This is a genomic window from Aquihabitans sp. McL0605 (assembly GCF_049993875.1).
Taxonomy (GTDB): domain Bacteria; phylum Actinomycetota; class Acidimicrobiia; order Acidimicrobiales; family Iamiaceae; genus Aquihabitans.
In genome coordinates this window covers 3,689,247-3,709,360 of record NZ_CP188252.1, presented here as the reverse complement: position 1 = coordinate 3,709,360, position 20,114 = coordinate 3,689,247, and the positions used below count along the sequence as shown (strand labels likewise).

The 20,114-nt window shown below is 71.7% G+C and carries 15 protein-coding genes and 1 riboswitch; of the genes, 4 read left to right on the top strand and 11 right to left on the bottom strand.

The features are described 5' to 3' along the window. Positions 1-130: 130 nt before the first annotated feature. The 5 genes from gatB to ACPPVX_RS17080 all read right to left on the bottom strand — a co-directional run bounded on the left by gatB (position 131) and on the right by ACPPVX_RS17080 (position 5,851). Positions 131-1,855 carry an Asp-tRNA(Asn)/Glu-tRNA(Gln) amidotransferase subunit GatB gene (gene gatB / locus ACPPVX_RS17100; RefSeq protein ID WP_426571783.1) on the bottom strand — a complete coding sequence of 575 codons (1,725 nt, stop codon included), beginning with the start codon at positions 1,853-1,855 and terminating at the stop codon, positions 131-133. Continuing rightward, on the bottom strand, positions 1,855-3,300 hold the full coding sequence (gene gatA, locus ACPPVX_RS17095; RefSeq protein ID WP_426571782.1) for an Asp-tRNA(Asn)/Glu-tRNA(Gln) amidotransferase subunit GatA: 1,446 nt from the start codon (positions 3,298-3,300) through the stop codon (positions 1,855-1,857). Before gatA ends, gatB begins: the two co-directional genes overlap by 1 nt. Further along, a complete protein-coding gene (gatC, locus tag ACPPVX_RS17090; RefSeq protein ID WP_426571781.1) occupies positions 3,297-3,599 on the bottom strand; it encodes an Asp-tRNA(Asn)/Glu-tRNA(Gln) amidotransferase subunit GatC in 303 nt (100 codons plus the stop codon). Before gatC ends, gatA begins: the two co-directional genes overlap by 4 nt. A gap of 125 nt (positions 3,600-3,724) precedes the next feature. Next, complete coding sequence (locus ACPPVX_RS17085; RefSeq protein WP_426571780.1) at positions 3,725-4,873, bottom strand: family 43 glycosylhydrolase; 1,149 nt, start codon at positions 4,871-4,873, stop codon at positions 3,725-3,727. 210 nt (positions 4,874-5,083) lie between these two features. Beyond that, positions 5,084-5,851 (bottom strand): alpha/beta hydrolase, encoded by a 768-nt coding sequence (locus ACPPVX_RS17080; protein ID WP_426571779.1) that lies wholly within the window; start codon positions 5,849-5,851, stop codon positions 5,084-5,086. 139 nt (positions 5,852-5,990) lie between these two features. On the opposite strand from ACPPVX_RS17080, the gene ACPPVX_RS17075 reads away from it, so the two are divergent. Beyond that, positions 5,991-6,626, top strand: coding sequence for a TetR family transcriptional regulator (locus ACPPVX_RS17075; protein ID WP_426571778.1), 636 nt, complete (start codon positions 5,991-5,993; stop codon positions 6,624-6,626). Positions 6,627-6,756: 130 nt separating this feature from the next. Continuing rightward, complete coding sequence (locus ACPPVX_RS17070) at positions 6,757-7,164, top strand: SCP2 sterol-binding domain-containing protein (RefSeq protein ID WP_426571777.1); 408 nt, start codon at positions 6,757-6,759, stop codon at positions 7,162-7,164. 31 nt (positions 7,165-7,195) lie between these two features. On the opposite strand, the gene ACPPVX_RS17065 is transcribed toward ACPPVX_RS17070, so the two are convergent. Further along, positions 7,196-8,632 carry an MFS transporter gene (locus tag ACPPVX_RS17065; RefSeq protein ID WP_426571776.1) on the bottom strand — a complete coding sequence of 479 codons (1,437 nt, stop codon included), beginning with the start codon at positions 8,630-8,632 and terminating at the stop codon, positions 7,196-7,198. 71 nt (positions 8,633-8,703) lie between these two features. Then, the gene (locus ACPPVX_RS17060) at positions 8,704-10,959 is read right to left on the bottom strand and encodes a PASTA domain-containing protein (RefSeq protein ID WP_426571775.1); all 2,256 of its coding nucleotides are present in this window, start codon (positions 10,957-10,959) and stop codon (positions 8,704-8,706) included. A gap of 91 nt (positions 10,960-11,050) precedes the next feature. Here ACPPVX_RS17060 and ACPPVX_RS17055 point away from each other — a divergent pair, with 91 nt between their 5' ends. Continuing rightward, on the top strand, positions 11,051-11,611 hold the full coding sequence (locus ACPPVX_RS17055) for a hypothetical protein (RefSeq protein ID WP_426571774.1): 561 nt from the start codon (positions 11,051-11,053) through the stop codon (positions 11,609-11,611). Between the two features lie 27 nt (positions 11,612-11,638). Here the strand turns inward: ACPPVX_RS17055 and ligA are convergent, their stop codons facing one another. After that, positions 11,639-14,050, bottom strand: coding sequence for an NAD-dependent DNA ligase LigA (gene ligA, locus ACPPVX_RS17050; RefSeq protein WP_426571773.1), 2,412 nt, complete (start codon positions 14,048-14,050; stop codon positions 11,639-11,641). A gap of 155 nt (positions 14,051-14,205) precedes the next feature. Between ligA and ACPPVX_RS17045 the strand changes: the two genes are divergently transcribed. Continuing rightward, entirely contained in the window at positions 14,206-15,483 is a 1,278-nt protein-coding gene (locus ACPPVX_RS17045) for a DUF4388 domain-containing protein (protein ID WP_426571772.1), read from the top strand. Here ACPPVX_RS17045 and ACPPVX_RS17040 read toward each other — a convergent pair. From ACPPVX_RS17040 to ACPPVX_RS17030, 3 genes are all read right to left on the bottom strand, one after another. After that, positions 15,470-16,417, bottom strand: a complete 948-nt coding sequence (locus ACPPVX_RS17040) for a cobalamin-dependent protein (RefSeq protein ID WP_426571771.1) — start codon at positions 16,415-16,417, stop codon at positions 15,470-15,472. The genes ACPPVX_RS17045 and ACPPVX_RS17040 overlap by 14 nt on opposite strands. Next, positions 16,405-16,541, bottom strand: a riboswitch (cobalamin riboswitch). Its footprint overlaps the gene before it by 13 nt. A gap of 21 nt (positions 16,542-16,562) precedes the next feature. Next, positions 16,563-17,522 (bottom strand): ribonucleotide-diphosphate reductase subunit beta, encoded by a 960-nt coding sequence (locus tag ACPPVX_RS17035; protein WP_426575049.1) that lies wholly within the window; start codon positions 17,520-17,522, stop codon positions 16,563-16,565. 122 nt (positions 17,523-17,644) lie between these two features. After that, complete coding sequence (locus ACPPVX_RS17030) at positions 17,645-20,113, bottom strand: ribonucleoside-diphosphate reductase subunit alpha (RefSeq protein ID WP_426571770.1); 2,469 nt, start codon at positions 20,111-20,113, stop codon at positions 17,645-17,647. Position 20,114: the final 1 nt, after the last annotated feature.

The window sequence follows — 20,114 nt, the reverse complement described above, 5'->3', positions numbered from 1 at the left end:
ATCCGTCACGTCCCGCCCTGGGCCCCACCAGCACCCGAGCGCGACCCATCCCCTGGGACCAGGCGCGGCGAAGCGAGCTCGGTGGGTCGTCGGCTCCGGCGACGGCGCCGGTGACTCCGGGAAGGAGGCGCTACTGGGACTTCTGGGCGAGGAGCTGGGCGACGAGCTTGCCGTCGGCCTGGCCCTTCGAGGCCTTCATGATCTGGCCGGTGAAGAACCCGGCCAGCTTCTTGCGCGCCTTGTCGTCGCCCTCGCGGAACTGGGCCCACTCCGTGGGGTTGGCGTCGATGACGCCGTCGACGATGGCCTCGAGCGCACCGGTGTCCATGGCCTCGAAGCCCTTGGCCTTGGCCACGTCGGCGGCCGAGGCCGACGGGTCGGCCACCAGCTCGGCGAGGACCTGCTTGGCCTGGGTGGCGGTGAGGTCGCCGGCGACCTCCAGGGCCACCAGCTCGGCCAGGCGCACGGGGGCGACGGCCGGACCGCCTTCGACGGCGAGGTTCTGGACCACGTGGACCAGGACGCGCGCCTTGGCCGCGTCGGATGCCGCCAGCGCGGCGTCGACCCCCGCGTCGGTCAGCTGCCACGGGGACGGGCGGCCGGGAGCGTCGGGCTGGTGGCCATCGAGGCTGCCGGCCCCGGTGACCGGGGTGTCGATCTCGGTCATGAAGCGCCCGGCGATGTCGGCGCCGGACTCGGTGGCACCGGACCGGTCGCCGTCGGCATCGGGCGACAGCTGCGAGGTCCACGCCAGCGCGGCCAGGGCCTGGTCGTCCTGGCCCCGTTCGACGGTGACGACCACGGCTTCGGCCGTGACCGGCTCCCCGGTGACCGCCGCCAGGCGGTGCCGTCGGGCCGCGGGCAGCAGGGGCAGGCCCGCAGCGATCTCGGCCACGCGCTCGGCGCCGAGGTCGACGGGGACGAGGTCGGGCTCGGGGAAGTACCGGTAGTCGTCGGCCTCCTCCTTGGAGCGCATCGTGTGCGTGCGGCCGTCGGTCTCGTCCCAGTGGCGCGTCTCCTGGGTGACCTTCTCGCCGGAGGCGTGGAGGTCGGCCTGGCGGCGCGCCTCGTACTCGATGGCCCGCACGAGCGAGCGCAGCGAGTTGACGTTCTTGATCTCGCACCGGGTGCGCAGCTCGGCGGAGCCCTCGCGGCGGACGGAGATGTTGGCGTCGACGCGCATCGACCCCTCCTCCATCTTCCCGTCGGAGATGCCGCAGGCGACGAGGATGGACCGGAGCTCGGCCACGTACTGCCGGGCCTGGTCGGCGGAGCGCACGTGCGGGCGCGACACGATCTCGAGGAGCGGGACGCCGGCGCGGTTGTAGTCGACGAGCGAGTGGTCGGCGCCCTTGATGCGCCCTGCGCCCCCGACGTGCGTGGACTTGCCGGTGTCCTCTTCGAGGTGGGCCCGCTCGATGCCGACGACGTGGCCCGAGGGCAGCTCGAGCGTGCCATCGACCACGATGGGCTGGTCGTACTGCGAGATCTGGAAGTTCTTCGGCATGTCCGGGTAGAAGTAGTTCTTCCGGCTGAAGATCGAGCGCTGGACCGTGGCGCCGACGGCGCACCCGAAGCGGGCGGCCAGCTCGACGGCCTGCTGGTTCACCACCGGCAGCGTGCCCGGCAGACCGAGCGTGACCGGGTCGATGTTGGTGTTGGGCTCGTCGCCGAAGTGGTTGGGCGCGCCCGAGAACATCTTGGTGGCGGTGGCCAGCTCCGCATGGACCTCGAGGCCGCACACCAGCTCCCAGCGGGAGCCGTCGGAGGCCTCGACCACGAGGATGTCGTCGGACTCGGCCACCGTGATGGTGTTGCCGAGCGAATCGGTGGGCATGGCGGGGGCGTCGGTCATCAGGCGTCCTTCCCGGTGGTGGGGGCGGCGGCTTCGATGGCGGCCGCGGCCCGGAACATGGGCACCTCGCCGAGCGACGGCGCCAGCACCTGCACGCCCACGGGCAGGCCGCCGGCATCGGTCCCGAACGGGATCGACATGGCCGCGTCGCCCGCCAGGTTGCTGGGGATGGTGCAGATGTCGTTGAGGTACATGGTGAGCGGGTCGGCGATGGCGCCGAGCTCGAAGGCGGTGGTGGGCGTGGCCGGCGACAGCAGCACGTCGAAGCGCTCGTAGGCGGCGGCGAAGTCTCGGCAGATCAGGGTGCGGACCTTCTGGGCCTTGCCGTAGAAGGCGTCGTAGTAGCCGGCGGACAGGGCGTAGGTGCCGAGCATGATCCGCCGCTTGACCTCGGGCCCGAACCCTGCGGTGCGGGTGGCCACCATCATCTCGTTGGTGGTGGCGGCCTCGACCCGCAGGCCGTAGCGGACCCCGTCGAAGCGGGCCAGGTTGCTCGACGCCTCGGCGGGGGCGATGAGGTAGTAGGCGGACAGCCCGAACGTGACCGCCGGGACCGACACCTCCTCCACGATGGCGCCGGCCGCAGCCAGGGCCTCGGCCGACTCGCGCACGCGGGCGGCGACCTCGGGGTGGATCCCTTCGCCCATGAGCTCGGTGATCAGCCCGACGCGCAGGCCCTGCACGCCGTCGTCGAGGTGCTCGACGATGGACGGGGCCGGTTGCGGGATCGAGGTGGCATCGGCCGGGTCGTGGCCGGCGATGACCTCGAGCAGCGCGGCCGCGTCGGCGACCGTGTTGGCGAACGGGCCCACCTGGTCGAGCGACGAGGCGAAGGCGATGAGCCCGTAGCGCGACACCGTGCCGTACGTGGGCTTGACGCCGACCACGCCGCAGAAGGCGGCGGGCTGGCGGATGGACCCGCCGGTGTCGGAGCCGAGCGAGATCGGCGCGAACCCGGCGGCCACCGCCGCCGCGGAACCACCGGACGAACCGCCCGGAACGCGGTCGGTGTCGACCGGGTTGCGGGTGGGACCGAACGCCGAGTTCTCGGTGCTCGAGCCCATGGCGAACTCGTCGAGGTTGGTCTTGCCGACGGTGATGGCTCCGGCCGCGGCGAGGCGCGTGACGACGGTGGCGTCGTAGGGCGGGACCCAGCCCTCGAGGATCTTCGACGAGCAGGTGGTGGCCACGCCGTCGGTGCAGAGGTTGTCCTTGACCGCCACGGGGACACCGGCGAGGGGTCCGACCGGCTGACCCGAAGCGAGGGCCCGGTCGACGGCCGCCGCCGCGGCACGGGCTTCGTCGGCCGTCACCGTGTTGAAGGCGTGGATGGTGGGCTCGGCTGCCTCGATGGCGGCCAGGTGGGCGTCGATCACGTCGACGGCGCTCCGCTCACCCGAGCGGATGGCGGCGGCGATGCCGAGCGCAGTGGTCTCGCCGGTCACGGTGCCTCACCCAGGATCGTGGGCACGCGGAACCGGCCGTCCTCGGCCTGCGGGGCTCCCGCCAGCGCCGCCTCTGGGGTGAGGGTGGCACCCGGCTGGTCGGGCCGGAGCACGTTGACCAGGGGGTAGGGGTGCGACGTGGGAGGCACCTCGGCCAGGTCGAGCGCCTCCACGTCGGAGGCGTGCTCGAGGATGGCGCCCAGCTGGGCCGTGAACGTGTCGAGCTCGTCATCGCCAAGCGAGAGCCGGGCCAGCTTGGCGACGTGAGCGACGTCGTCCCGAGAGATCTGCGAAGACATGGAGGTCGATCGTACGGGATGCGCCCGATCGGCCCGTCGCCCGTTCCCGGCCGGTCCCGGGTCGAGCGCGGGCGCAGCCCGCTGATGTCAGCGGGCTGCGCCGGTCGCGCCTACCTCAGCGACTGCTACGAGATGTCGAAACCGACACCGCCGGTGCTGTACGAGAGGACACCGGCCTTGATCGACCTCGTGCGGGGGTCACCGAACGGGTAGTTGGTCTGATAGGCCCAGACCACCCGCGCTGCCCCGGCGTGCGTCCGGAAGATCGACATGGCCGCCGCACCTGGATCGTCGTTCGCGCCCGCAGGGAACGACTTCACGCTGGGCACGCTGGCCGGGCCGGAGGCGAAGTACGCCGTGGAGTTGGTGAGCGCGCAGGATCCGGACAACAGGGACGTCCCGCAGTTGGCGATGCCCGTGACGTAGTTCCCGCTCGTCCAGGCATACGCCGAGAAGAACAGGTAGATCGTGTTGTTCGTCGTCACCCGGATCAGGGTGGGGTTCTCGATGATGTACTTGTTCTCGCCGGGCGTCGGTCCGCTGTACGAGACCGACGACGCCTTCAGGAGCGTCTGGCGGGTGGACAGCATCGGGTAGCCGGTCGACGACATCTCCATGGCCGAGATGGCGGCATGGTCGTTGTCTTCGCCTGGGTTGTCGTCGCGCCACGTCAGGTACAGGTGGCCGTTGTCGACGAACGCTTCCGGATCGATGCTCCACCGACCGTTCGACGAGCAGTTGATCGACGTGTCGCTGGCCGTGAACGGGCCGCGGGCGTTGGGGCTGAACGCGATGCCGAGGCAGCGCTCGTTGGACGAACCGGCGACTCGTGCCGTGTAGTACATGATGTAGTGGTTGTTCCAGAACACCACCGACGGCGCCCACACCTGTCCAGCGATCTTGCTGGGGTTCGCCCAGTCGCCCGGGCCGTTCGGCATCGCATCGCCGTCGACGCACTGACCGTCGAGCGCCAGCGTCTCACCGTTTCCGTGCCAGATGTACGGCACCCACAGCGTGGCCGCGGAGGCGGAGCACCTGGCGATCGGCTGCGCAGGCGTCGAGGCATAGGTGACGTAGGTGACGCCGTCCTGGGCCGCCAAGGTCATCGGATCGTGGAGGTCTCCTGCCACCGGCGGACCGGTGAACGCCTCCGCCCGCCCTGTGGGCAGCATCGACAGGAGGGCGACGGTGATGAACGCCGCCAGGAGCGCAGATCTCGTGCGCCGGGAGGCTCCGGTGCGACCCGACGAGCGCGACGAAGAAGGACCAGCCATGGGGAACCGCCTGTGCGACCAGCAACGCCGGATTGCGCTGCGAGGTCCGACGATGACAGGTGCCCTCCCGGCTGTCAAGGATCCGGGGATCACGCATCGGCGCAGGTCACGGTGGGCGCGCACGGTGACGCTGCGTACTCGATCGAAACCCCTGCGATCCCGCCGGGCCGTGGGCTCGGCCGACGCGTGGGGACGGTCTGCATCAGGCGATCAGGCGCCGGCGGTGACCTTCTGGGCGAAGGACACGGTGGCGTCGAAGACGATCTCGCGATCGAAGTCCTGGGTGACGACGTGGTAGCTGCGCTCGCACCAGATCCGCTCCACCGGCCCCGACACCGACGCGGCCAGCAGGTCGGAGTTCTCGGGTGGGACCACGTGGTCCTGGCGGCTGGTGATGACGAGCAGCGGCGAGGTGATGCGGGTCATGCGATCGCCGAGGTTGTCGGCCGCGTCGAACAGGGTGAGCAGCGGCGCGAGCGGCGTCTCGGCGTAGGCGCTCTCCTCGACACCAGGCTCGGCGATGTCGGAGGCGATCCCGGCGAAGCGGTCGGCGCCCGTGGCGAGCACCTCCTGCACGGCCTCCCGCATGCCCGGCGGCACCGAGACGACGGCGTTGATGCACACGAGGCCGGCGATCTCCGGATGCTCGGACCCGAGCCACGCCGTGAGGGCGCCACCCATCGACAGGCCGACCACCACGACCTGCTCGCAGCGCTCGGCGAGGGCGGCGTAGCGCTCCTCGGCGTGGGCCAGCCAATCGGTCCAGCCCGTGGGGATCATGGCCTCGAGCGTGGTGCCGTGACCGGGGAGCAGCGGCATGTCGACCGTGAAGCCGGCGGCCGCCAGCCGCTCCGACAGGGCCCGCATCGATCCGGGGTTCCCGGTGAACCCGTGCAGCACGAGCACGCCGACGGGGCCGCCCTCGTAGAAGGTGGGTTCGGCTCCGGGGATGATCGGGGCGTTCTGGTCTGCGGTCATGCGAGCTCCTCCGAGGCGCGGGGCAGCGCTGGTGTGCGCGTTCGGTCCCCGACGGCCAACCCTACGGTCCCCGCGTCGCGTGCCGGCGTCCGCCCCTCCTTGACCCGGCGGTCAATGCAGTGCTCCACTTGCCGCCACCATGACCGAAGACCGCCGGCTCACCACCCAGGGCCAGGAGCGCAAGCAGCAGCTCCTCGACCAAGCCGCCATCCTGTTCGCCGAGCGGGGCTACGCCGAGACCAGGGTGCTCGACATCGTCCAGGCGGCCGGCGTGGCCAAGGGCCTCTTCTACTGGTACTTCGAGAACAAGGAGGCGCTCTTCCGCGAGCTGGTCGAGCTCAACCGCCTCAACCTGCGCCGCGCCCAGGCCGAAGCCATCGATCCCGAGGCCGAGCCCCTGCTCCAGATCCGCCAGGGCGCCGAGGCGTCGGTGCGGTACATGGCCCAGTACGCCCACTTCTTCTCGCTGCTCGAGGTGGAGAACCTGGAGAAGCAGTTCGCCGACGAGCTCCGCAAGGGCACCGAGATCCACACCGCCGACGTGGCGTCGATCATCCGCCGGGGCGTGGCCGACGGGAGCATCCGCGACGAAGACCCCGAGGTGGCCGCCTACGGCGTGGTCGGGACGGTCGGCTACTACGGGCACTTCCACCGCACCGGCCGGCTCCCGCTCCCGGTCGACGAGCTGGCGGCCTTCGTCGGCCGGTTCGTCGTGTGCGCGCTCGCATCGGACGAGACGATCGCTCGCCGCGTGCTCGCGCCTGCCCACGTCTGACCGCCGCCGGTCAGGCCGCTGCGAGCATCAGCACGGCGCAACCCCCTCTGGCCCACGCCCGAGGTGACCACCCGGTAGGGTCCGCTGCGCATTTCGCACCCCCAATGCAGAACGTTCGAGGAGACCACCTGTGGCGAAGTTCCTGAGTGAAGAGTGGGTGGCCGGCGCCCGTGCCCTCCAGGCCGAGTACAAGGACCGCGCCGCTGCTCCCGCTGCGCAGGCGCGCATCAACCTCACCATCACCGAGGTGCCCGCCGACGTCCACGAGGGCCCCATCTCCGCCAAGATCGACACCACCGACGGCGCACCCGACCTCGACCTCGGCGCGTTCGACTCGCCCGACGCCAGCATCACCCTGGAGTACGACACCGCCAAGGCGTTCCTCGTCGAGGGCAACCCCCAGGTCGTCATGCAGGCCGTGATGAGCGGCAAGGTGAAGATCTCGGGCGACATGACGAAGGTGCTCGCCCTGGGCCAGGGTGCACCCGACGCGGTGGCGCTGGAGATGGGCGGCAAGCTCCGCGACATGACCGACTGAGGTCGGTCGCTCCGGCCGGGCTCCGTCGCCGTCAGAGGGCGGGGAGCGGCTCGGTCTCGGGGTGCAGCGCCGCCTCGGAGCGGTGGGTCGACGCGATGCGCGTGGCCGTCAGCACGGAGGCCGCGGCCAGGACCACGCCCGCGGCGTAGCCCCAGTGGTAGCTGGCCTCGAGGCCGACGGCGGGCAGGCGCGTCTGCTGCACCGACTGCATGACGGTGATCCCGAACACGACGCCGACCTGGATCATCATCTGCTGGGCGGCGCCGGCGATGCCGTAGTCGGCCTCCTCCACCGAGACCGTGACGCTCGCCGCCAACGGGGGCATGGCCGTGCCCATCCCGATGCCCGCCAGGGCGAGGCACGCCATCACCATCAGCACCGTCGAGCTGGCACCCAGCGTGGCCATCGCCACCAGCGCCACCACCACCGCCACGGATCCACCCGATGCCGCCTTGCGCGCGCCGACGCGGTGGACCACCCGGGCCGCCATCGGCCCAGCGAGGGCGAACGCCAGGGGCCGGGCGATGCTCACCAGCCCAGTCTTGGTCTCGGAGTAGCCCAGGACGTTCTGGAGGAGCAGCGGGGTGAGGATGAACGAGCCCATGTAGGCCCCGTTCAGGACCGCCTGGGTGACGATGGCATAGGTGAACCCCGGCACGCGGAGGTAGCGCAGGGGCAGGAGCGGCTGCTCGGCGACGCGCTCGACCCGCACGAACCCGTACAGCGCGGCGGGGCCGAGGACGAGCGAGGCCAGCACGATCGGCGCCGTCCACCCGATCCGGGGTCCCTCGTTCAGGGCGAACAGCAGCGGCGTGACCCCGACCGCGATCAGGGCGGCGCCGGCGACGTCGAACTTCCCGGTCAGGTGCTTGGGGGTCTCGGGGAACAGGCGGAACGCGAAGGCGAACGCGGTCAGGATGAGCGGCACCTGGCCCCAGAACAGGGCCCGCCAGCCGAACGCCTCGACCAGGGGGCCGCCGATCACCACGCCCACGACCGGGGCGCCCGCGGCCACCATCGACCAGTACCCGAGCGCTCGGACGCGCTCCTCCTTGGGGAAGATCCGCGAGATCACCGCGAACGAGGCCGGCCCGGTGGCCGCCCCCTCGATCGCCCCCAGCGTGCGGAACGCGATCAGCGCGCCCGCCGACCAGGCCAGGGCCGACGCCGCCGACATGACCGCCGCACCGGCGAGCCCCCACAGGTAGATCCGGCGCATGCCGATGCGGTCGCCCAGCTTGCCCACGAGCGGCCCGACCACGCCGAACGCCAGCATCGGGCCGGTGACCACCCAGGTCATGGTGGATTCCGCCGTGCCGAACTCGCCGGCGATGCGGTGGATCGACACCGCCAAGATGGTGACCGTGACGTTGACGGCGAACAGGCCGAAGAGCACCGCGACCAGGATCCGCCAGCGGTTGGGCGGCGCGGCCAAGGGGTCGGGGGTCGCCGCGGGCTGGTCGGACACGACCCCGAACGGTACTTGACCCGCGGGTCAAGATCGCAGGCGAACCACCATGACGATGGTCACCCCGAGGATCAGCCCAAGACGATGTCGACGGTGCTGCCGGGCGGGACGAGGGTCCCGGCCTTCGGCGACGTGCGCTTGGGCGTGCCGTCGGCGGGACCGCTCACGTTGCCCGGCTTGAGGCCCTGGGCCCGGAGGATGGCGCTGGCCTCCTTGATCGAGCTGGCGCCCTTGATCGACGGGACGGCCACCGGCTGCGGGCCCTTGGAGACCTCGATCGTGACGGTGGAGTCTCGGGGGACGGTGGAGCCCGACTTGGGCAGGACCGAGATGACCTGGCCCTTGGGCGCTTGGTCGCTGTAGGAGCTGACCACGCCGACCTTGAGCTCGAGGGCCTGCAGAGCTTCGGTGGCGGCGGCCTGGGTGCTGCCCACCAGCCCGCTGGGCACCGTGCGGGGCTCGGGGCCGTTCGAGACGATCAGCGGGACCGTGCTGCCCTTCTCGAGCTTCGCCGGGGTCCCGTCGGCGACCTTGATCACGTCGCCCTTGGCGACGTCTTCGCTGTAGGGCGTGTCGGCGGTGGAGGCCTTGAGCCCGACGGCTTCGACGGCCGTGGTGGCGTCGTCGAGCGAACGGCCGGCGAGGTCGGTGGGCACGGCGACCATGGTCTGGCCGGCCGAGACGGTGAGGGCGATGGTGCGGCCGGACGGGAGCCGGGTGCCGGCCACCGGCGCGGTCTTGAGCACCTCTCCCCGGGTGGTGCCGTCCTGGCGGATGTGGACCGATGAGGTGGTCCAGCCCGCAGCGCGGGCCACCGCCTGGGCCTGGGCCTCGGTGCGACCGACCAGGTTGGGCACCGGCAGCACCACGGGCGGTTGCGCGGGGGTGTCGTCCTGGTTGGCGACCACGGCGGCGGCGGCACCACCGATGCCGAGCAGGGCGATGATCACCAGCACCACCCACGGCCAGCGCCGACGGCGGCGCGGGGCGCCATCTCCCTCGTCGACCCCATCGGCGTCGGTCCCGTCGACGCCGTCGGCCCCCACGAGCGCACCGACGAGGGCCACCTCGCCGGTGGGGTGGTCGGTGGCGACGGGGGCCTCGGTGATGACCGTGGCGTCGCGGTCGGCTTCGGCCTGCGCCTCGTGGGCGGTCAGATCGACGATCTGATCGTCGGCATCGTCGGCGTCGTCGCCCTCGTGCGGATCCTCGCGGTCGCCGCCGCGGCCCTCGGGCTCCGCCGTGGTCGGCGCGTCGCCGGAGGCCCAGCTCGCCCCGCCCAGCGCGCCGACGCCGGCCAGCGCCACGACCGGGTCGGCCTGGTTGACCCACGAGGGCGGGTCGAGGCCGAGGTCGTCGGCGGTGAGGTCGCTGGCGGGGGCCGCCTCGGTGTCGAGCGGGCTCGGGGCGTGGACCGTGGGATCGAGATCGGTGCCGGCCAGGACGCCGGCGGCGAGGGCGCCGGCCAGCGGGAGCATCGCCGGGCGGGGCAGCTCGCTGGCGGCCCGCAGGAGCCCTTTGGCCAGGGTGCGGGCATCGATGCGGCGCTCGGGGTCGGCGGCGCCGGCGTCGGCGAGGATGGGCTGGAGGGCGCCGAGCTCGTCGGGCACGATCAGCGGTCGGTCGACGCGGGCCATCAGGGTGCCGAGCGTGGTGTCGGCCACGAACGGGACCTCGCCGGTGACCGACTCGATCATGGCGAGGGCCAGGGAGTACACGTCGGCCTTGCCGGACAGGGTCTCGCCCTTGGCCTGCTCGGGCGAGGCGTACCGCGCCGTGCCCAGCACCGCGCCCTGCGGCTCGGTCCAGGCGGCCTCGGCCAGAGCCCGGGCCAGCCCGAAGTCGGCGATCCGCAGGCGCTGGTCCTCGCCGAACAGCAGGTTGGCGGGCTTGATGTCCCGGTGGACGAAGCCGCGCCGGTGGGCGTAGTCGAGCGCCCGGGCGGCCTCGAGGCCGACCCCCAGGGCCTGTGACGGCGTGAGCAGCGCTCCGGAGTCGAGCAGGGCGCGCAGGCTCCCGCCGGGCAGGTACTCGGTGACGATGAACGCCACCTCGCCCTCGGCCGCACCGTCGCTCCAGTCGTAGACGGCCATCACGTTGGGGTGGCTGAGCGCAGCGGCGGCCCGGGCCTCGGCGCGGAAGCGCCGCAGGAACTCGGCGTCGCCGGCGAGGGCGTCGTGGAGCATCTTGACCGCCACGCGGCGGCGGAGCTTCACGTCGTCGGCCAGGTAGACCTGCGCGGACGCGCCCATGCCGATGGGTGCAACGAGCCGGTAGCGCCCCCCCAGCACCCGGCCGATCTCTGCCGTCATGCGGGGATTGGCCACGGATGGAGGGTACCGCCCAGCCCGACCCGAATCGGGGACGCCAGGGGAACTCGGTGGTCGCGATGGGTGCACGGGGGTACGACCCGGCAAGATGGACGAGATGACTGGCACCGGCACGGAAACTGGCTCGGCCGAAGAGGCCCCGGCCCAGGAGGAGCTGCCCGCGCCACCCCCGGTCGACATCGGCGGGTGGCCCACCTGGGTGCGCCGCACGGTGATCGCCGTCGTGCTGCTGGGCGCCCTCGGGTTCGCCGTGTGGGCCTCCAACTCGGCCGGATCGGGGACCAGCAACCAGGAGGTCAGCGGGGCGATCGTCAGCCTCACGCCTCCCGATGGAGCCCAGGCGCTGCGCCAGACCGAGGTGGGTGCCGAGCTGGCCGTCGGGTACGACGGGCGGCTCACGGTGAACGGGATCGCCATCCCCGAGGACCAGATGGTCGGCGCCCGTGACCCGAAGACGGTCGATCCCGCCGACCTGGCCAAGAACGGCGTGCGGCCCAACAACCGCAACAGCGTCTACTTCAAGCCCGGTCCCGGCAAGGTGATCGAGGAGTTCGAGCACGGCACCGTGACCATCCAGATGAAGTACTTCAAGGACGGCCGCCAGGCCACCACCGCGAACACCGTCACCTGGACCATCCGGGTCGACTGATCCGGCCGGTCTCCGCCGCTCCCGGGCTCAGGCGGGAACCTCGCCCGTCTCGAGCAGGTGCTCGAAGCCGGCCAGGTCGAGCACCGGGATGCCCAGGTCTTCGGCCTTGGTGACCTTGGACGCTCCGGGCGACTCGCCCACCACCAGGGCGGTGGTCTTCTTCGACACCGACCCGGGCGACTTGCCACCCCGGTCGGTGATGGCCGCCTCGGCGCTGTCGCGGGTGTAGCCGGGCAGGGTGCCCGACACGACGACGGTCTTGCCCAGCAGGACCTGCGGCAGGGTGGAGACCTCGGGGCCCTCGACGTTGACCTCGGTGCGCAGGCGGGCGATGAGGTCGCGGTGGGCATCGACGGCGAGCCACGCCTGGACCGATTCGGCGATGACCGTGCCGACCCCATCCACCGCAGCCATGGCCTCGACCGGCGCCTCGACGATCTTGTCGAGGTGGCCGAACGCCCGGGCCAGCGCCAACGATCCCGAGGGCCCGAGGTGCCGGATGTTGAGCCCGACGAGCAGGTTGGCCAGCGGGCGGTCCCTCGCGGCTTCGATGGCGGCCTTGAGGTTGGCCACGCCCTCGTCGCCGAGCCCCCCGAGCGTGCCGGCGACCGACTTGAGCTGCTGCGGGTCTTCGACGCAGGCGGCCACCAGGGCCTCGGGCAGGTCGTGGGACAGCTCGGCGGGCTGGGCGGCGACCACGTCGTCGGGGAGCACGATCTCGTCCCAGGTGGCCTTGGGCCGCTGGGTCCGGGTGCGGGCGGCGGCCAGGGCATCGCCCGACCAGCTCGTGACCTCGGCGCGCAGGGCGGCGAGGCGGTCCCAGTCGAGCGTGAACACGTCGGCGACGTCGCGGATGAGGCCCAGGTCGAGGAACAGCTGGATGCGCTGGACGCCGAACCCCTCGATGTCCATCGATCCGCGGCCCGCGAAGTGCTCGATCATCCCCGCCACCTTGAACGGGCACTCCGGGTCGGGGCAGCGGGTGTCGGCCTCGCCCTCGGGGCGCACCAGCTCGACGGGACGCGATGACGGGCAGAACCGCGGGAACTCCCATGGCGGCCGCGCCTCGTGGGCCTTCTTGGCCCTGGCGTCGGGCAGGTAGGGGCCGACGACCTCGGGGATGACGTCGCCGGCGCGGCGGACGATCACCGTGTCGCCCTCGCGCACGTCCTTGACGGCCACCTGGTCCTGGTTGTGGAGCGTGGCCCGGGCGACGGTGACGCCGCCCACGAAAACCGGATCGAGCACGGCGAACGGGGTGACCCGGCCGGTGCGGCCGACCGACACGTCGATGCGCTCGAGGACGGTGGTGCGCTCCTCGGGCGGGAACTTGTAGGCGATGGCCCAGCGGGGGGCGCGCGAGGTGACGCCCAGCGCCTCTCGGCGAGCCAGGTCGTCGACCTTCACGACGGCGCCGTCGATCTCGTAGGCGAGGTCGTGGCGGTGGTGCTGCCAGTGGTCGCAGAACGCCGCCACCTCCTCGGCGGTCTCGAGGACCCGGTGCTCGGGGTTCACCGCGAAGCCCCACGCCGCCAGCTGGTCGAGCGTCTCCTTGTGGGTGGTGAACGCCGGGCCGCCGACCACCTCGCCGAGCTGGTACGACCACATCGACAGCTTGCGCCGCCTCGTCACCTGCGCGTTCTTCTGGCGCAGCGATCCGGCCGCCGCGTTGCGAGGGTTGGACGCGACCGGGGTGGGCTTGCGGCCGGCCTCGGCCCGGACGCGGTTCTCGTCCTCCTGGAACGCCACCAGGTCCCGGAACGCGTCGAGGGACATGTAGACCTCGCCGCGCACCTCGAGGACCGGCGGGATGCCGGCCGGGGTGGCGGCCAGGCGCTCGGGGATGTCGTCGATGGTGCGGACGTTGGCGGTGACGTCTTCGCCGACCTTGCCGTCGCCCCGGGTGGCCGCCTGGACCAAGGCGCCGTCCTCGTAGCGCAGGGAGATGGCCACCCCGTCGATCTTGAGCTCGCAGCAGTAGCCGACCGCCGCCTCCACCTCGGGAGCGACGTCGGCCAGGTCCGGATCGACGTCGTCGACCACGACCGGCTCCGGATCGGGATCGTCGAACAACGACGCGGCCTCGGCCTTGCCGGCAGCCACCTCGGCGGCCTTGGCCGTGCGAGCCAGGCGCCGGGCCAAGCGCTCGCCCCACGCCACCAGCTCGGCGGCCGAGAAGGCGTTGTCGAGCGACATCATCGGGACCCGGTGCACCACCGGAGCGAACGTGGCCGATGGCGCCGCCCCCACCAGCGAGGTGGGCGAGCCGTCGACGAGCAGCTCCGGGTGCTGCTCCTCGATCGCCCGCAGCTCGCGGACCAGATCGTCGTAGTCGGCGTCGGAGACGGTGGGGGCATCCTCGGCGTGGTAGCGCCGGTTGTGCTCGGCGATCTCGGTGCGCAGGGCCTGCGCGCGGGCCGCGACGTGGTCTTCGGTCATCGGCGAGCACCCTACCTGTGACCTATGGCAGCGTACGCGGGTCGGAACACCCGGCGATCGGCGCTTCCCGTAGGCCGAAAGCCTCAAGTCGGTGCAGATCACGCCGACTGGTCGGTATCGGTACCACACCATTGTTCGAGGGACGCGGATCCGAAATGACGCTCAACGGCACACTCGAGGACTTCTCCCCCGCAGGCATCCTCAAGGTGCTCTCTGCCGACGGGCGAACGGGCGCGGCACGCTTCGGCGGCCCTGCCGGCTGCACCGTCTACCTGCACCGGGGTCAGCTGTACTTCGCTCGCAACGAATCCACCGATGAGGCCCTCGCCACGGCGCTGGTCCGGCCCGGTCGGCTCACCGCCGACGACTGGGGCCGAGCCATCGATGCCTCGGGCGAACGACCCATGGTCGGCGAGCTCCTGGTGCGCGACGGGGCGATCGTCCCCGACCTCCTCGCCTCGGTCGTGCTCTCGGTCGTCTACGACCCGCTGATCGAGCTGTTCCGCGACGGCACCGGCGACTTCGACTTCGAGACCGACACCGTCCACTGGCTCGGCCCGTTCCGCGCCTTCCCCGTCGACGCCATCGTGGGCGAGGTCCGCAAGCGGGTCCGCGAGGTCGACGAGTGGAGCGCCACGATCCCGTCGCTCGACGTGTGGGTCGAGGCCCGCCGCACGCTCCCCGGCTCCGCGGCCCAGGTCACCCTGCTGCGCGAGGACTGGGAGCTGGTCACCGCCCTCACCGGGCCCCGGAGCATCAGCGAGCTGGCCACCGAGCTGGGCCGAGGCGCCTACTCCACGGCACGCGTGGTGCACCGCCTCCAGCAGGCCGGCCTCGTCGAGCTCGTGTCGAACGACCTCGAGGCCACGATCGTGCCGATCCGCCGGCCCGACCCCGAGCCGATGACGACCGCCGACGACCTCGAGCGCGATCCGCTGCTCGACATGGGCCTTCCCCACCGGTCGCGCATCGTCGAGGCCAGCGACCCGCTGACCACCCACATCGGCGACACCATCGCCGACGCGCTGGCCGCCGACACCGACCGGCGCGCCGCCGAGCCGACCCCGCTCGACCCCTTCCGGAACGCGCTCGCCGACCTGTCCGAGGTCGACCACGAGGCCCCGGACGACGATGCCGGCAGCTGGGACGAGTCGCGCCGCCTCGCCGACGGCAACGCGCTGCACCACGACTCGATCGAGCCGACCTCGCTCGACGACCCCCGGCCGGCCGATCCCAACGCCGCCTGGCTCGCCGACCTCTACGCCCAGTTCATCGACGAGCCCGAGCTCGCCGGCGCCAACGGCGGCAGTGGCAAGAAGAAGAAGAAGGGCGACACCCAGGCCCTCGACGTGGCGTTCAAGGCCGCCGAGGTCGAAGGCGAAGCGAGGGTCTCCACCCTCAAGCGCCTCATGGGCGCCCTCAAGAAGATCTGACCGACGCCCGAGCGGTCGCCCGGTCGGCGGCCAAGCGCTCCAGCGTGGGCACGAGGTCCGGTCCAGCTGACCAAGCCGAGGCTCCGGCCAGGTCGGCGACGGTTCGGTTCCGCACAGCCTGACCACCGACCAGGACGGGCAGGTCGGGGTGGACGGCCCGCAGCTCGCGGATGATGCCGACGGTGGCTTCGAAGCGATCGGCCACCGTGACGCTCAGCCCCACTGCGACCAGATCATCGACCCGGCCCACGGCGGCGAGCAGGTGGGCGGCCGACGCGTCGGTGCCGAGCTCGAGGGCCTGGAAGCCGGCGTGGCGCACCAGGTTGGCCACGATCGCCAACGAGAGGCCGTGGTGCTCGCCCGGCGGCGTCGCCAGCACGACCGTGCCCCGCTTGCGGCCTCGGTGGGTGAACTGTCCGCCGAGGCGGGCGACCAGCCGCGAGGCGGTGGTCAGGGCGATGCGCTCGTCGACCGCGACCTCGACCGCGGTGGTCTCGGCGCCGGCGACGTGGGCGATGGCCCCCGCGATCACGTCGAGGTGGACGCGCTCGGCGTCGTGCCCCGCCGAGAGGGCGTCGCGCACGACGGACCACGCGCCCACCTCGTCACCGACCCGGAGCCGGCCCGCAAGGCGCTCGGCCCAGTCGACGGTGCTTCCAGGCGCGGCCACGGCCGCGCCCGCCCGGAAGGCCAGCGCATCGGCCCGATCGACCAGCCAGCCGGTGCCCTCCCGATGGGCCGGCAGCCGCCCGTGGCGCACGTAGCGGTACACGGTCATGTAGTGGACGTCGAGCAGGCGGGCCACCTGCTTGAGGTTCAGCGCAGCCGGCAGGTCGCCGGCCTTGGCGGCGGCCGCCGCGGGGGCGGCCAAGGTGGGCTGATCGGTGGGTTGGTCCATGAGGACGACGTGCTCCCGCGTCTGGTCGGCGATCACGACGAGCGGGTGTCGGGCTCCCGTCGCGAGCGACGGTGACCGTTGCGGGTACAGCCCCGGATTCCCACCGGTGTTCCCCCCTGCCGAGACCGCCATCGTACCGGCGGGCCGGGAGCGCGTCGAAGCCGCTCAGGTGGGGAGCCGCTCAGAAGTCCTCGTCGAAGCCGACGTCGCCGGTGATGCCGACCTGGTAGGCGCTCACGCGTCGCTCGAAGAAGTTGGAGAGCTCCTGGACGTCCTGGAGCATCATGAAGTCGAACGGGTTCTTGGTGCCGAACCGGGCGGGCATGCCGAGGTTGTCGAGGCGCTGGTCGGCCACGTACTCCAGGTACTGGCGGGTGTCGGCCACGGACAGCCCGGCCACCCCACCCGACAGGAGGTCCTCGGCGAACGCCGATTCGGCCTCCACCGCCTCCTCCAGCATCTGGGTGACCTGGGCGGTGAGCTCGGCATCGAACAGGTCGGGCTCCTCGGCCCGCACGGTCTCCACCACGGTGAGGGCGAACCTCATGTGCATGGACTCGTCGCGGAACACCCAGTTCGTGCCCGAGGCGAGGCCGTTCAGCAGGCCCTTGGAGCGGAAGAAGTACACGTACGCGAACGCCGCGAAGAAGAACAGGCCCTCGACGCAGGTGGCGAAGCAGATGAGGTTCATCAGGAACGCGCGCCGCTCCTCACGGGTCTCGAGCCGTTGGACACCGTTCAGGGACCCCATCCACCTGTGGCAGAAGTCGGCCTTCGCCCGGATCGAGGGGATGGTCTCGACGGCCGCGAACGCCTGCTCGCGCTCGGCCTGGTCAGGCAGGTACGTGTCGAGGAGGGTCAGGTAGAACTGGACGTGCAGCGCCTCTTCGTAGAGCTGGCGGCTCAGGTACAGCCGGGCCTCGGGGGCGTTGATGTGCTGGTACAGGTTGAGCACCAGGTTGTTGGCGACGATCGAGTCGCCGGTGGCGAAGAAGGCGACGAGCCGCTGGATGAGGTGGCGCTCGGCCGGGTCGAGGCGGCGGGCCAGGTCCTGGAGGTCGTCGGAGAAGTCGACCTCCTCCACCGTCCACGTGTTGCGGATGGCGTCGCGGTACATGTCGTAGAAGACGGGGTACCGCATCGGGCGCAGGGTCAGCTCGAAGCCCGGATCGAGGATGTTCCCCCGCCGGCGGACGGGGAGGGGGGCGTGGGCCGGGGCCTCCCGCAGATCGATCTGGTCGAGCTGGTCGCGGCGGACGGCGGTCACTGGCAGGCCTCGCAGGCGTCAGGGTTCTCGAGCGAGCAGGCGACGGCGTCGTCGTCGGAGACGGTGGCCGTCGGGGCCGGGGCGGAGGACCCGGGACCGGGGGTGGGCGGCGGCGGGGCGATGGTTCCGCTGCCGGAGGTGGCCGAGGCGATGCGCGTGGCCGGCCGGGAGCGCAGGTAGTAGGTGGTCTTGAGCCCCTGCTTCCACGCGTAGGCGTACATCGACGAGAGCTTCCCGATGGTGGGCGACTCGAGGAACAGGTTGAGCGACTGGCTCTGGTCGAGGAACGGGCCTCGGGCGGCCGCCAGGTCGATCAGGGAGCGCTGGGGGATCTCCCAGGCCGTGCGGTAGAGCGCCTTGAGCTCGTCGGGCACGTCGCCGAGGTCCTGCACCGAGCCGTTGGCCGCGCGCAGGCGGTCGACCATGCGGTCGTCCCAGAGCCCGAGCGCCTGCAGGTCGCGCACGAGGAACGTGTTCACCTGGAGGAACTCGCCCGAGAGCGTCTCCCGCTTGAACAGGTTGGAGACGGCCGGCTCGATGCACTCGTAGGCGCCGGCGATCGAGGCGATGGTGGCGGTGGGCGCGATGGCGAGGAGCAGCGAGTTGCGCAGGCCGTGCTCGGCGATCCGAGCCCGCACCGCATCCCAGCGGGGGTCGGTGGTCTCGACGCCCCACAGCTCGGGCTGGAGGCGGCCTCGGGCCGCCCAGGTCTCGGCGTAGCGAGGGTGCGGGGCGCCGGCCTCGACCGCGAGGTCGACCGAGGCATCGAGCGCGGCGAGGTAGATCTCCTCCGAGATGCGGGTCGACAGCGCCAGCGCGTCCGCCGAGTCGAACGCCATGCGGTGGGCGAAGAACACGTCCTGCAGACCCATGATGCCGAGGCCGATCGGTCGCCACCCCTCGTTCGACCGCCCCGCCGCGTCGGTCGGGTAGAAGTTGATGTCGATCACCCGGTCGAGGAACCGCACGGCGGTCCGCACGGCCGTCTCGAGCCGCGGCCAGTCCATGGGCTCATCGGTGCCGACCGTGGCGAAGCGGCCGAGGTTCAGCGACCCGAGGTTGCACACCGCGGTGTTGTCGGCGTCGGTGACCTCGATGATCTCGGTGCACAGGTTCGACAGGTGCACCACGTTCTGGGCCTCGGCGGCCTGGTTGCACGTGCGGTTGGACGTGTCGGAGAAGCACATCCAGCCGTTGCCGGTCTCCGCCAGCGTGCGCATCATCCGCCCGTACAGCTCGCGAGCGCGGAGCTGCCGGACGTAGCGCCCGTCCTGCTCGGCCTTGGCATAGGCCGCGGCGAAGGCATCGCCGTGCAGGTCGACCAGCTCGGGCACCTCCTTGGGGTCGAAGAGCGACCACATCCAGTCGTGCTCGACCCGCTCCATGAAGAGGTCGGGCACCCAGTGGGCCAGGTTGAGGTGGTGGGTGCGGCGGGCGTCGTCCCCGGTGTTGTCGCGCAGCTCCAGGAACTCCTCGATGTCCGCGTGCCAGGTCTCGAGGTAGACGCACGCCGCCCCCTTGCGCCGGCCGCCCTGGTTCACCGCGGTGACCGACGAGTCGAGCGTCTTCAGGAACGGGACGATGCCGTTGGACAGCCCGTTGGTGCCCCGGATCAGCGAGTCGCGGCTGCGCACCCGGCTGTAGGAGAGGCCGATGCCGCCGGCGTGCTTCGACAGCTGGGCCACGTCCTTGTAGCGGTCGTAGATCGCGCCGAGCTCGTCAGCCGGCGAGTCGAGCAGGTAGCACGACGACATCTGCGGGTGGCTGGTGCCGGAGTTGAACAGCGTGGGGCTGCTCGGCAGGTACTCGAACGCGCTCATCAGGCGGTACAGGTCGATGGCCTCGTCGGGTGAGGTCGACAGGCCCGCGGCGACCCGGAGCAGGAAGTGCTGCGGCGACTCGATCACCGCCCGGGTCTCGGGGTGGCGCAGCAGGTAGCGGTCGTAGACGGTGCGGAGGCCGAAGAACTCGAACTCCAGGTCCGCCGAGTGGTCGATGGCGTCGTCGAGCTTGCGAGCGTTGCGGGCGACGAGGTCGGCCGTCGTGGCGTTGATGATCCCCTGCGCCACGCCCGCGGCCACCGACTGGCTGAACGACTGGATGCCCTGGTTGCGCACCTCCTTGTCGATGCACGCCGCAAGGAGCCGAGCGGCCAGGCGGGAGTAGCTCGGCTCCTCGGTGATCAGGCTGGCGGCGGTGCGGATCGACACCTCGTCGAGCTCGGTGGTGGTGGCCCCGTGGGACAGCCCGCTGATGGTCTTGGTGGCCACCCGGAGCGGATCGACGTTGGCGAGGCCCACAGCGCACCGCTCGACGGCCCGGACGATCTTGTTGAGGTCGACCGCCTCGAGATCCCCGTTGCGCTTGCGCACCTGCATCCGGGAAGGGGCGGTGACGGCCTCGGCACCGGCGCCGCGCTCTGCTTCCGGCTCGGCTTCGTTGGAGGGCGGGGCGACGATCGACATG

What these genes read in the sequence shown, in the direction of transcription:
- ACPPVX_RS17030 (WP_426571770.1), bottom strand. Translation starts at nt 20,113, where the DNA reads ATGTCGATCGTCGCCCCGCCCTCCAACGAAGCCGAGCCGGAAGCAGAG.
- gatC (WP_426571781.1), bottom strand. Translation starts at nt 3,599, where the DNA reads ATGTCTTCGCAGATCTCTCGGGACGACGTCGCTCACGTCGCCAAGCTG.
- gatB (WP_426571783.1), bottom strand. Translation starts at nt 1,855, where the DNA reads ATGACCGACGCCCCCGCCATGCCCACCGATTCGCTCGGCAACACCATC.
- ACPPVX_RS17080 (WP_426571779.1), bottom strand. Translation starts at nt 5,851, where the DNA reads ATGACCGCAGACCAGAACGCCCCGATCATCCCCGGAGCCGAACCCACC.
- ACPPVX_RS17045 (WP_426571772.1), top strand. Translation starts at nt 14,206, where the DNA reads ATGACGCTCAACGGCACACTCGAGGACTTCTCCCCCGCAGGCATCCTC.
- ACPPVX_RS17075 (WP_426571778.1), top strand. Translation starts at nt 5,991, where the DNA reads ATGACCGAAGACCGCCGGCTCACCACCCAGGGCCAGGAGCGCAAGCAG.
- ACPPVX_RS17085 (WP_426571780.1), bottom strand. Translation starts at nt 4,873, where the DNA reads ATGGCTGGTCCTTCTTCGTCGCGCTCGTCGGGTCGCACCGGAGCCTCC.
- ligA (WP_426571773.1), bottom strand. Translation starts at nt 14,050, where the DNA reads ATGACCGAAGACCACGTCGCGGCCCGCGCGCAGGCCCTGCGCACCGAG.
- ACPPVX_RS17055 (WP_426571774.1), top strand. Translation starts at nt 11,051, where the DNA reads ATGGACGAGATGACTGGCACCGGCACGGAAACTGGCTCGGCCGAAGAG.
- ACPPVX_RS17035 (WP_426575049.1), bottom strand. Translation starts at nt 17,522, where the DNA reads ATGCGGTACCCCGTCTTCTACGACATGTACCGCGACGCCATCCGCAAC.